The organism is Streptomyces sp. Ru73, from assembly GCF_002920575.1.
In the GTDB taxonomy this organism is placed as follows: Bacteria; Actinomycetota; Actinomycetes; order Streptomycetales; family Streptomycetaceae; genus Streptomyces.
Map to the genome: position 1 here is coordinate 13448 of NZ_PQSQ01000019.1, position 11935 is coordinate 25382.

Below are 11935 nucleotides of genomic sequence, written 5' to 3' on the forward strand. Positions count from 1 at the left end.
CAGAGACGGGGGACGGGTGTTCCGGAGCGGGTCCGGCGGGTGTGTCCGGGTCGGTTCCGGGACGGGGTGCCTCAGAGAGACGGGCCGAGGAGCCAGGAGGCGATCTCGCGGATCGCCCCGCTGCCCCCGGGAGTCGAGGTGACGGCGCGGGCTGCGCCGCGTACGACGTCGTGGGCGCTCGCGACCGCCACGGGCCAGCCGACGAGGCCGAAGCACGGGAGGTCGTTGGCGTCGTTGCCGACGTAGAGCACGCGCTCGGGCGCGATGCCGTGGTCCTCGCACCACTGCTTGAGCGCGAGGTCCTTGCGGTCGATGCCGTGCAGGACCGGGATCTGGAGCTTCCGGGCCCGGGCGGCGACGACCGGGTTCTGTTCCGTGGACAGGATGAGCAGCTTCAGCTCCGTCTTGCGGAGCGCGCCGATGCCGAGGCCGTCGCCGCGGTGCACGGAGACGAACTCCCGTCCTTCGGAGTCGATCAGCACCCGGTCATCGGTCTGGGTGCCGTCGAAGTCGAGTACGACCGCGTCCACGTCGTCCAGCGTGGGGAGCGCCCCCGGACGCGGGGCGTCCAGCAGCGGGGCGAGGGCGCGGGCGCGGGCCAGGTCGTGCGGGTCGTCGACCTCCAGCACGCGGGCCGGATCGGTGCGCACCAGTTCGGTACGGCCGAAGAAGCGGTGGCCGGCGGCACGGAAGCCGGCCGCGTCCATGGCGTAGGCGGCGCCGGTCTCCAGGAGGTCCTGGGGCCGGTCCTGGCGGCGCGGCCGGAAGGACTTGTCGTGGTTGACGCCGTAGCCGCCCTCCCGCGTGGCGGTGACGGTGGCCACCGGCGCGTCCGGCCCGTCCGCGGTGCGCGCGTCGCGGTCGGCGCCGATGCCCGAGGCGGCGTCGTCGGCCGCGTCGCGCCACACGAAGCCGTGGAAGGGGGCGACGGTGAGCGCGGAGTCGGCGCCCTGCTCGACGACGGCCGCTGCCACCCCGTCGATGTCCTCGCGGACGAGGAAGGGGCTGGTGCACTGGACGAGGAGGACGGCGTCGACGGCGGTGCCGTGCTCGGTCTCGTAGGCGTCCATGGCGTGCAGGACGGCGGCCTCGCTGGTGGCGGTGTCGCCGGCGATCGCGGTGGGCCGGCGGACGATCACCGCGCCGGCGCCGCGGGCGGCCGCGGCGATCGCGTCGTCGTCGGTGGAGACCACGACGTCGGTGATCAGGCGCGCCGCCAGGCACTCGCGCACCGCGCGGACCACCAGGGGCGCGCCGCCGACGGCGGCCAGGTTCTTGGCGGGCACGCCCTTGGAGCCGCCTCTGGCGGGAATGACGGCCACCACGGTGGGCCGGTCGGACTGCGGCATCTCAGGCTCCTTCCGGAGACCGGTCGAGGGGGGATTCACAGCTGTCCCCAGCGGCGGATGGCGGGGGCGACGCGCTGGACGCCGTGCCGGTAGGCGCCGCGGGCCGCCTCGCGGACGGTGTCCCGGGCCACCCGGCGCAGCCCGGTCGGCTCCGCCGCGCCGGGCTCGTAGCCGGGCAGCGGGTCGCCGTGCGGGTCCAGGCCGTGCCGGGCGAGGATGCCGGGCAGGTAGCCGGGGGCCGTGCGGGGCGTGTAGTACGGGGCGAGCGGCGGCAGCTCGGGGGCGTCGCACAGCTCGGTGACGCGGGCGCGCGCCGCGTCGAAGGCCTTCTCGTACGATCCGTCGGCGCACACGCCCTGGGCTGCGACCCACTCCGGGTCGGGCTCGGGCAGGTGGCCGGCGTCCAGCTCGTCCCAGGAGGCCAGGCAGCCGGAGCCGAGGAAGTGGTGGTTGCCGAGGGCCTCGCGGATGCCGAGGTCGGTGAGGACGGCGGTGGGGATGCCGCGGTGCAGGGACTCCAGCGCGGCGGTCGAGGAGACCGTGACCATCAGGTCGGTGCGGTCCAGGACCTCGCCCATGTTCCCGTACACCAGGCGGCAGTTGGCGGGCAGACCGCCGGGGACCTTCGCCGCCAGCTTCTGGTACGGCAGTTCCTCGATGTGCGTGGTGTGCTCGCCCGGCTTGCTGCGGAGCTTGATGAGCACCTCGCGCCCGGGGTGCCGGCGGGCGTGCTCGACGGCGCGGCGCAGCAGGTAGGCGCGGTCGTTGCGGTTGTCCGGCACGGAGGGCTGGACGGCGAAGACGACGGTGCGCACCTCGCTGCCGCCTTCGTGGCGGGCGCCGCCGAGGAAGGGCAGCGCGCACTCCACCACGCTGCGGTCGTCGGCGTTGACGCCCCGGTAGACCGCGCGGAAGCGGTCCGCGTCGTGCCGGGAGTTGGCGAGCACCACGTCGGCGCCGTGCCGCAGCAGCAGCCCGTCGGCGAGCTTTTCGTAGACCACGCCGACGTAGCCGGTGACGACGGCGGGGCGGCGGCCGCTGCCCTCCCAGGCGCGGGCCAGGCCGTGCAGCATCGCCTGCACCGCGCCGCCCACGCAGGACAGCAGCACCACGTCGTACGAGGTACGGTCGACGGACCGCACGAAGTCGACCCCGCGGATCTCGCGCAGCGCGTCCGCACGGGCCCCGACCTCGTCGAGCTGGCGGACGGTGGGCGTGGCACGGCCCCGGAGCAGGAAGCCGTCGAGCCGGCAGCCGGGCTGGAGGCGGTGCGCCGTGAGGGCGCCCCACTTCCACCGGGTGTCCGAGTCGGCGAGGACCGCGACCCGTGGCGTGGAAGGTGTACGTGATGGCACGTCGAAGACGCTAGGAAGGCATTTCGATTCGCGGGCCAACTGAGACGCAACAAAGGGTTAACAGCACGTCGACGAACGGGGAACCGGCAGGCCGGAAAGGGCGGTTAACCATTCCGCCATTCTTCGTTCACCCTGGCGCCCGCGCGCGGTAAAGACGAATGCCGGAGCCGCACCTAACGTCACGTGAGTGGTTAAGCTCTCCGTCATCGTGCCGTTCTACAACGTGCAGACATACGCGCCCGACACCCTGAGAAGTCTCGCGGCCAACGCGCGGGACGACTTCGAATTCCTTCTCGTCGACGACTGCTCGCGCGACGGGACGCCGCAGATTCTGGAGCGTGCCGAGCGTGAGCTGCCGGGTGCCCGGCTGCTGCGGCACGAGCAGAACGGCGGCCTGGCCACCGCCCGGAACACCGGCCTGGACGCGGCCCGCGGTGAATACATCACGTTCCTGGACGGGGACGACTGGCTCGCGCCCGGTTATTACGAGCGGCTCCTCGGCGCGATCGAGGAGCTGGGCTGCGACTTCGTCCGCACCGACCACGTGCAGTGCACCGCGCGGGCCCGCTCGGTCCACCGCGTGCCGCACGGCCGGCGCGACGTCGTCATGGACCCGCGCGACCTGATCCTGCCCGCCGACCGCTCGACCTCGGTGGACTACGCGTTCGCCTGGGCCGGGATGTACCACCGGCGGCTGCTGGACGACGGGGTACTGCACTTCCGGCACGGGCTGCGCACCGCGGAGGACCGCCCCTGGATCTGGCGGCTGCACCGCGAGGCGAAGTCGATGGCGGTCCTCGGCATGCTGGGCGTCTTCTACCGGCGCGGCGTGGCCTCGTCGCTGACCCAGATCGGCGACGTCCGGCAGCTGGACTTCATTCGCGCGTTCGACCAGGTCATCGAGGAGACGGCGCGGGACCGGGACGCGGCGGCGCTGCTGCCGAAGGCGGTCCGGACGTATTGCGCCATCATTTCCCACCACCTCGGTTCCATCGAACGGTTCGAACCGCAGGTGGCCCGTAAATTGCGTTCGATGAGTGCCGCGGCGTTGAAGCGAATGCCGCAGGACGTATTGAAGGAAGCTCTGGATTCCATGGATGTACAGCGTGCTTCCCGGCTGCGTCGGCTGCGCCGCAAGCCGGTTCCCGCGGAGGTGGCCGCCTGATGTCCGCCACCGGATTCTCCGCGCGTTCCGCGCGGCCGCGCACGCAGATCTTCTTCGCGTCCACGCTGTACGGCGCCGCCACGCTGGCCGCGGCCCTGGACGCGGACCGTTTCGAGCCGGCCGGCCGGCGGATCCTCCTGGTCAGCAACAATGCCGCCATTCCCGAGACCACTCCGGCGCTGGACACGATGCCGGGCTTCGAACGGCTGCGGGGGCGGTTCGACGAGGTGCGCTCCTGGAACGAGACGATCTCCCCGTTCCACCCCGGCGGCTGGTCCCCGCGCGGTGACGACGCGCCGCTGTGGGAGCGCCACCTCCGCCTCCTCTGGGACCTCGGCGACTCCCCCGTCGAGCTGATCGTGGAGTCCATCCAGGTCAACCCGGCCCTCGCCCTCTGCCAGATCTTCCAGGGCGCGCCGGTCGAGGTGTACGCGGACGGTCTGATGAGCTACGGGCCGACCCGCTCCAAGCTCGACCCGCTGGTCGGCACCCGCATCCGGCGGCTGCTCCACCTGGACCTGGTACCCGGGCTGAAGCCGCTCCTCCTCACCGAGTTCGGGGTGCCGGCCGAGACCGTGCCGACCGAGCCGTTCCTGGCCGTCCTCGCCGAGCTGGCCGAGTTCGCCGGCGAGCCGGGCGGTACGGCAGCGGTACCGGCCGAGGGCGGCGCCCTGCTGCTGGGCCAGTACCTCTCCGCGCTCTCCATCCTCACGCCCGAGGAAGAGGAGGAGCTGCACGTCCAGATGTTGCGCGGGGCCGTGGACCTGGGCCACCGCCAGGTGGTCTTCAAGCCGCACCCGACCGCGCCCGCGCGCTGGTCGCAGGTGCTGGAGCAGGAGGCGGAGCGGCTGGGCGCCGAGCTGACCGTGGTGGACACGCCGCAGCTCGCCGAGGTGCTGTACCAGCGCATGAAGCCCGCGCTGGTCGTCGGCTGCTTCTCCACCGCACTGCTGACCGCCACCGCGTTCTACGGGCTGCCCGCGGCCCGGATCGGCACCGACCTGCTGCTGGAGCGGCTGGCCCCGTACCAGAACAGCAACCGCATCCCGGTCACGATCGTCGACGCGCTGCTGCCGCCGCTGACCGACGCGACCGCGGTGGCCCGCTGGACGCCGCCCACCGAGGGCGAGGTGGCGCGCGACCTGACCGGCCTGGTCAAGGCGGTCGGGTACGCGATGCAGCACCAGATCTACCCGCACCTGCGCCCGTCCGCCGAGCGGTACCTCGCCGCGCATCTGGACGAGCACACCTGGCGCTACTTCAAGCGGCGCCGGCTCACCGCGCTGGCGCTGCCCGGCGGGGTCCCGGTGCAGCTCGCGTTCATCCCGCGCAACGCCACGGTCCGCCGGGTCGCCCGGCAGGCCCGTGCCGTCCAGCGCAGGCTCAAGAAGCGGGCCGCGTTCGGATGACGACCGCACCGGCACCCCCCACGCGCCCGGCGGCCGAGCGGCCGGGCGCGCCCGTGACCCTGCGCGCGGTCGGCCCCACCCGGCTGCGCGCCCTGGACGGACTGCGCCTGCTCGCCGCCCTGATGGTGGCCGCCTACCACTACGGCGGCCGGGACGGCGAGATCGGCGACGCCTGGGGCAGTTCGCCCGCCGACCAGTTCCCGACCGCCTCGGGCTTCTTCGCGTACGGCTGCCTGGGCGTCCAGATCTTCTTCGTCATCAGCGGGTTCGTGATCTGCATGAGCGGCTGGGGCCGGCCGCTCAGGGCGTTCTTCGCGTCCCGCGTCTCGCGCCTCTTCCCGGCCTACTGGGCCGCTGTCCTCCTGGTGACGATCGTCTTCGCGCTGCCCTGGGTGGCGTACGAGGCGGTCTCCCCCACCGACGCGCTGACCAACCTGACCATGCTGCAGATGCCGCTGGGCGTGGACCGCGTCCTCGGCGTGTGCTGGACGCTCTGGGCGGAGCTGCGCTTCTACGCGCTCTTCGCGCTCTGCGTCGTGCTGCCGGGCGCCACCCGCGGCCGGGTGGTGATGTTCTGCGCGGGCTGGACGCTGGCGGCGGCCGTGGCCGAGGCGGCGAACAGCTCCGTCCTCGACATCGTCCTCATGCCCGAGTACGCGCCGTTCTTCATCGGCGGCATCGGCTTCTACCTGATCCACCGCTACGGCTCCCGGGACACCACCGGCTGGGCGATCGTCGCGGTGAGCTGGCTGATCGGCCAGCACTACGCGGTCAGCCGGCTGTGGCACCCGGCGGACATGCCGGACGCGTTCTCCTACCGGCCGTCGTTCGGCATCATCGCCGTCGTCACCCTCGGCTACCTCCTGGTGGCCGCCGTCGCCCTGGGCAAGCTCCGCTGGGCGAACTGGCGCTGGCTGACCGTCGCCGGCGCGCTGACCTACCCCTTCTACCTGATACACGAGCACCTGGGCTGGGTCGTGGTCCGCTTCCTGCACCAGGACCTCGGCCTCCCCGCCGCGGCCACGTTCCCGCTGACCCTGGGCCTGATGCTGGCCCTGGCCTGGTCCCTGTACCGCTTCGTCGAACGCCCCCTGACCCCTCGGCTGAAACGATCCCTCATGGGGTGAACGGCCGGCCGGGGCGGCGGCGTGCGGCCGCGCCCGGCCGGTCTCAGGCGGTGTCGCCGCGCGGTACCGCTGCCTCGATGCCTGCGACCACGATGCGCAGGCCCGTTTCGAAGGCGCGGTCGAAGTCGCCGAAGAACGCGCGGCCCACGGCGGCCGCGAGCGGATACCGGTCACCGAGCCGGCGCTCGCGGTCGCCGAGGTCGTAGGCCGGGTCGCGGGACTCGGGGCCGCGGTCCTCCGGGGCGCCGGGCTCGGGGAAGACCGACTGCTCCTCGATGACCAGGCCGATGGTGAAGTTGTAGGCGGCCCACCAGGCGTGTGCCGCGTCGGTGAGCGTGAAGCCGGCGTCCGTCAGCTCCCGCAGCAGGGCGTCCATCGGCGCGGCGTAGCTGTCGTCGGTCATCCGGGTACCGGAGAAGACCTTGCCGCCGTCGCGGTAGGCCAGCAGCGTACGGCGGAGCGTGCGGCAGCTTGCCCGGAGCATCTCCTGCCAGGTCGCGTCGTGGCCGCCCGGCGGGCCGTCGGCGAACTCCGCCGCCATCCGCCGGAACATCTCGGTGGCCATCTCGTCCAGCAGTTCCTGTTTGTTCTTGAAGTGCCAGTACAGGGCCGGGGCCTGGACGTTCAGCTCCTTCGCGATGCGGCGCAGGGTGAGCCCGTCCAGGCCCACGTCGTTCAGCAGCCGCAGTGCGGTGTCGACCACCTGCGTCCGGTCCAGTCGGGTTGCCATGTTGACAATTTAACACCGTTAAGCCCATGCTCGGCGCGAGGCGACTTAACAACGTTAAGGACAGGGGTGCCGTCATGGACACAGCCGTGGACGTACTGATCGCCGGGGCCGGGCCGACCGGTCTGGCGCTCGCCGTCGACCTCGCCCGGCGGGGCGTGCGGGCGCTGCTCGTGGAGCGGCAGGACCGGCTCTCACCCGGCGCCCGCGGCACCGGGCTGCAGCCGCGCACCCTGGAGGTCTACGACGATCTCGGAGTGCTCCCGGCGGTGCGCGCCGCGGGCGGCCCCTACCCGCCCATGGCGACGTGGCGGGACGGCCGGATCGCGGAGACGTTCGAGATGGTCGAGCGGGTGGCGCCGACGCCGCACACCCCGTACGCGAACGTGCTGATGGTCCCGCAGTGGCGCAACGCCGAGCTGCTGCACGCGCGCCTGGCCGAGCTGGGCGGGAGCGCCCTGCTCGGCACGGAGCTGACCTCGTTCCGGCAGGATGCGGACGGCGTCACCGCCGAGCTGACCTCGCTCGCCGACGGCACGGTCCGCACCGTGCGCGCCCGGTACCTGGTCGGCGCCGACGGCGGCCGCGGCGTCGTCCGCCGCCGGCTGGGCGTCCCGATGAGCGGCCCGGACCTCGAGCCGGGCGCCGCACTCCTCGCCGACCTGCGCGTCGACGGCCTGGACCGGGACCACTGGCACCTCTTCCCGCAGCCGGACGGCGGCTTCGTCACGCTGCTGCCGCTGGCCGGGACGGACACCTTCCAGAGCATCACGGCGCTCTCCGGCGGCGCTCCGGACACCGATCCCGAGGCCGTGCGCGCGACCCTCGCCGCGCACACCCGTCTCACCGCCGGGCAGATCCGCGAGGTGCTCTGGACCTCGGTCTTCCGGCCCCGCGCCGGCATGGCCGAGCGCTTCCGGGACGGCCGGGTCTTCCTGGCCGGGGACGCGGCCCACATCCACTCCCCCGCCGGCGGCCAGGGCCTGAACACCAGCGTGCAGGACGCCTACAACCTCGGCTGGAAGCTGGGCCAGGTGCTGCGGCACGGGGCGCCGGACGCGCTGCTGGACACGTACGAGGCGGAGCGGCTGCCGGTCGCCGCGGGCATCCTGGAGACCAGTACCCGGCTGCACCGCACCCGCTCGCTCCGGCGCGGCCGCGACCTGCACCAGCTCACGCTGGCCTACCGCGACTCCCCGCTGACCGGCGAGCACCGCGCCGGTCTCGCACCGGACGCGCTGCGGGCCGGCGACCGCGCGCCCGACGCCCCGTGCACGGGGCCCGACGGCACGCCGTTCCGCCTCTTCGACGCCTTCCGCGGCCCGCACTTCACCCTGCTCGCCTTCGACGGCGCCGAACCGCCGCGCCCGGCCCCCGAGTGGGCCGCGCACGTCCGCACGTACCGGATCGGCGGCCCGTCCCCCGACCTGACCGACCCCGACGGCCACGCCCGCCGCGCGTACGGCGAGAACACCCTCTTCCTCGTCCGCCCGGACGGCTACATCACCACGGCCGCCACCACACCGGACCCGGTCACGACAGCGCTGACCGGCTACTTCCCCACAGCCGACGCGTCCCGGGCGGCGGCCTGAGCCCGGAAACCCGGGTGCGCGGCGGGCGGCCGTGCAGCAGAGTGCCGCACCATGGAGCGAACGGAAACGGAGCGGGCCGTACTGCGGAGGGCCGTGGCGGCGGACGCGCCGGCGGTGGCCGAGGTGTGGCTGCGGTCCTGTGCCGCCGCGCTGCCGGGCGTACGCCGCGCGCACTCGGACGACGCGGTACGGGCGTGGTTCCGCGACGTGGTCGTACCGGAGCGGGAGACCTGGGTCGCGGACGCGGACGGCGAGATCGCCGGGCTGATGGTGCTGCACGGCCCGCGCGAGCTGGACCAGCTCCACCTCGCCCCGGAACGGCGCGGCCAGGGCCTCGGGGACCGCTTCGTCGCACTGGCGAAGGAGCGCAGGCCGGGCGGTCTCGCGCTGTGGACCTTCCAGGTCAACCGGCCGGCGCAGCGCTTCTACCTGCGCCACGGCTTCCGCGAGCGGTGCCGTACGGACGGCCGGGACAACGAGGAACGCGAGCCGGACGTGCGGTACGTCTGGCTGCCGGAGGGCTGATCCGGTGGGCCCGGCGGGGTGGCCCGCGCCGCCTGCTGGTCGGCCTCCCGGTCGGTCTACTGGTCGGCTGTTACGTACGCCTCGGGCAGGAGGGACCGGATCGGCAGGGCGCGGGGGGTGTCGCGGGGGCCGAGGAGGACGGTGAGGGACGGGTAGTAGTCCAGGAGGACCTGGCGGCAACGGCCGCAGGGCGGGAGGATGCCGCGGCCCTCGTCGGCGACGGCGACGATCTGGCGCAGGTCGTACGCGCCCTGTGCGGCCGCTGCGCCCATGACGACCAGCTCGGCGCAGGGGCCGCCGGTGAAGTGGTAGACGTTCAGGCCGGTGACGATGCGGCCGTCGGCGGTGCGGGCCGCGGCCGCCACGGTGTGGTCGTCGCCGCGCGCGTACGCCGCCACGGCCTCCTCGGCCGCGTGCAGCAGGGCGTGGTCGACCGGTACGCCGCTGTCGGTGGTCATGGGTCCGCCTCTCGTACGGGAAGGGCCGTACGGACGCTATCCGTCCGTACGGCCCTTCCGCGATGCCCTGTGTCCCGGCGGGTTACAACACCAGGGACAGCAGCAGCACGCAGATGATCGAGACGACGGAGATGACCGTCTCCATCAGCGACCAGGTCTTGACCGTCTGGCCGACCTTCATTCCGAAGTACTCCTTCACCAGCCAGAAGCCCGCGTCGTTGACGTGGCTGAAGAAGAGCGAGCCGGCGCCGACGGCGAGGACCATGAGCGCCGCGTGGGTGGTGCTCATGTCGGCGGCCAGCGGGGCGACCAGGCCGGCGGCGGAGACCGTGGCGACGGTCGCGGAGCCGGTCGCGAGGCGGATGGCGACCGCGATCAGCCAGGCCAGCAGCAGCGCGGGCAGGCCCCAGTCCTTGGACAGGTCCAGGATCATGTCGCCGACGCCGACGTCGACCAGGGTCTGCTTGAAGCCGCCGCCCGCGCCGACGATCAGCAGGATGCCGGCGATCGGGGCGAGGGACTTCTCCACGGTGGAGGAGAGCCGGCCGGCGCTGAAGCCGGCGGCCTTGCCGAGGGTGAACATGCCGACCAGCACGGCCACCAGCAGCGCGATCAGCGGCGAGCCGATCACGTCGAAGACGCGCTGCACGTGGTCCTTCGGGTCATCGACGATGATGTCGACGAGGGCCTTGGCGAGCATCAGCACGACCGGCAGCAGCACGGTGGAGAGCGTCGCGCCGAAGCTGGGGCGCTTCTCCAGCTCCTCGGAGGGGCGCTGGGGGATCATCTTCTCCGGCGGGGCGATGTCCACCCAGCGGGCGGCGAAGCGGGAGAAGACCGGGCCGGCCAGGATCGCGGTGGGGATCGCGACGATCACGCCGAGGGCGAGGGTGACGCCGAGGTTGGCCTTGATCGCGTCGATGGCGACGAGCGGGCCGGGGTGCGGCGGGATCAGGCCGTGCATGACGGAGAGGCCGGCCAGGGCCGGGATGCCGATCCGCATGAGGGAGAAGTTGCCGCGCTTGGCGACCAGCAGCACGACCGGGATCAGCAGCACGATGCCGACCTCGAAGAAGAGCGGCAGACCGACGATCGCGGCGATCAGGACCATCGCCCAGGGCATCATCCGCCGGCTGGACTTGGCGAGGATGGTGTCGACGATCTGGTCGGCGCCGCCCGAGTCGGCGAGCAGCTTGCCGAGGATCGCGCCGAGCGCGATGAGCACGCCCACACCCGCGACGGTGGAGCCCAGACCGTTGGTGAAGCTGGTGATGGCCTTGTCCAGCGGCGCGCCCGCCACCGCACCGAGCACCAGCGAGCCGATGGTCAGTGACAGGAAGGCGTGCAGCTTGAACCGGGTGATGAGCAGAACGATGACGGCGATGCCGACAAGTACGGAGATGCCCAGCTGAGCGTTGCCGGCCGAGGTGATCGGCTCGGCCGCGTCCGCTGCCATCATCTCGACGCTGAGATGGGTCACGGCGTGTCCTTCGGTTGGAGCCCGGTCGCGTGATCGGAGCTCGGGGGTACGGCTCGGGACCGGGGCCCCGGGGGAAGGGGCGCCGGTTCAGAACTCGGGGAGAAGGCTCCTGATCAGAGCTCGGTGGTGGCCGGGGTGGTGCCTTCGTCGAGCCGGCGCAGCGCGGCGACGGCCCGCTCGGTGATCTCTTCCGGGGTGCCGGAGACGTCCACCGCCACGCCCCGCTCGTCGTCGGCGAGCGGCTGCAGGGTGGCGAACTGGGAGTCCAGGAGCGCGGTGGGCATGAAGTGGCCCTTGCGCTCCGCCATCCGGCCCGCGATCAGCTCGCGGGAGCCGGTGAGGTGCAGGAAGACGATGCCGGGCGCGGCGGCCCTGAGCCGGTCGCGGTAGATCCGCTTCAGCGCGGAGCTGCTGACCACCCCGCCCTTGCCGGCCCGCTCGTGCGCCCAGGCGCCGATGGCGTCCAGCCACGGTTCGCGGTCGGCGTCGTCGAGCGGGTGCCCGGCGGACATCTTGGCGATGTTGGCCGGGGGATGGAAGTCGTCGCCCTCGGCGTACGGCACGTTCAGCGCTTCGGCGACGAGCGGTCCGATCGTCGTCTTGCCGGTGCCGGCGACTCCCATCACGACGATGACAGGGGGGGTGCTCATCGCGGTCTACCTCGCTCGTTCGTCCTCATTGACTTGGCGTGACGAGCCACCTCGGTGGCTCGAATGCATCGCCCCACTGAAACCCATTAGGTACGACG

General features: G+C 72.9%; 11 protein-coding genes. 5 read left to right on the forward strand and 6 right to left on the reverse strand.

Going from position 1 to position 11935, the window contains the following annotated elements; translation table 11 throughout:
• Window positions 1-71 precede the first annotated feature (71 nt).
• Complete coding sequence (locus C3486_RS11620) at window positions 72-1349, reverse strand: acylneuraminate cytidylyltransferase (protein ID WP_103832551.1); 1278 nt, start codon at window positions 1347-1349, stop codon at window positions 72-74.
• A gap of 35 nt (window positions 1350-1384) precedes the next feature.
• The gene (locus C3486_RS11625) at window positions 1385-2704 is read right to left on the reverse strand and encodes a DUF6716 putative glycosyltransferase (RefSeq protein ID WP_103832552.1); all 1320 of its coding nucleotides are present in this window, start codon (window positions 2702-2704) and stop codon (window positions 1385-1387) included.
• A gap of 187 nt (window positions 2705-2891) precedes the next feature.
• On the opposite strand from C3486_RS11625, the gene C3486_RS11630 reads away from it, so the two are divergent.
• From C3486_RS11630 to C3486_RS11640, 3 genes are read left to right on the forward strand one after another with little or no spacing between them, the layout of a single operon-like run.
• Window positions 2892-3869 (forward strand): glycosyltransferase family 2 protein, encoded by a 978-nt coding sequence (locus C3486_RS11630; RefSeq protein ID WP_103832553.1) that lies wholly within the window; start codon window positions 2892-2894, stop codon window positions 3867-3869.
• Window positions 3869-5278: a polysialyltransferase family glycosyltransferase gene (locus C3486_RS11635; protein ID WP_103832554.1), complete on the forward strand. Its 1410-nt coding sequence runs from the start codon at window positions 3869-3871 to the stop codon at window positions 5276-5278. Before C3486_RS11630 ends, C3486_RS11635 begins: the two co-directional genes overlap by 1 nt.
• Window positions 5275-6405 carry an acyltransferase gene (locus C3486_RS11640; protein WP_103832555.1) on the forward strand — a complete coding sequence of 377 codons (1131 nt, stop codon included), beginning with the start codon at window positions 5275-5277 and terminating at the stop codon, window positions 6403-6405. Before C3486_RS11635 ends, C3486_RS11640 begins: the two co-directional genes overlap by 4 nt.
• Window positions 6406-6448: 43 nt before the next feature.
• Here C3486_RS11640 and C3486_RS11645 read toward each other — a convergent pair whose 3' ends face one another.
• A complete protein-coding gene (locus C3486_RS11645) occupies window positions 6449-7135 on the reverse strand; it encodes a TetR/AcrR family transcriptional regulator C-terminal domain-containing protein (protein WP_103832556.1) in 687 nt (228 codons plus the stop codon).
• Between the two features lie 74 nt (window positions 7136-7209).
• Between C3486_RS11645 and C3486_RS11650 the strand changes: the two genes are divergently transcribed.
• Together C3486_RS11650 and C3486_RS11655 are read left to right on the forward strand one after the other, a co-directional pair.
• Entirely contained in the window at window positions 7210-8724 is a 1515-nt protein-coding gene (locus C3486_RS11650) for an FAD-dependent monooxygenase (RefSeq protein ID WP_103832557.1), read from the forward strand.
• A gap of 51 nt (window positions 8725-8775) precedes the next feature.
• Window positions 8776-9249, forward strand: coding sequence for a GNAT family N-acetyltransferase (locus C3486_RS11655; RefSeq protein ID WP_103832558.1), 474 nt, complete (start codon window positions 8776-8778; stop codon window positions 9247-9249).
• A gap of 56 nt (window positions 9250-9305) precedes the next feature.
• Here C3486_RS11655 and C3486_RS11660 read toward each other — a convergent pair whose 3' ends face one another.
• The 3 genes from C3486_RS11660 to C3486_RS11670 all read right to left on the reverse strand — a co-directional run bounded on the left by C3486_RS11660 (window position 9306) and on the right by C3486_RS11670 (window position 11837).
• Window positions 9306-9707: a cytidine deaminase gene (locus C3486_RS11660; RefSeq protein WP_103832559.1), complete on the reverse strand. Its 402-nt coding sequence runs from the start codon at window positions 9705-9707 to the stop codon at window positions 9306-9308.
• 82 nt (window positions 9708-9789) lie between these two features.
• On the reverse strand, window positions 9790-11187 hold the full coding sequence (locus C3486_RS11665) for a gluconate:H+ symporter (protein WP_103832560.1): 1398 nt from the start codon (window positions 11185-11187) through the stop codon (window positions 9790-9792).
• 113 nt (window positions 11188-11300) lie between these two features.
• Window positions 11301-11837 (reverse strand): gluconokinase, encoded by a 537-nt coding sequence (locus C3486_RS11670; protein WP_103832561.1) that lies wholly within the window; start codon window positions 11835-11837, stop codon window positions 11301-11303.
• Between the last annotated feature and the right edge of the window lie 98 nt (window positions 11838-11935).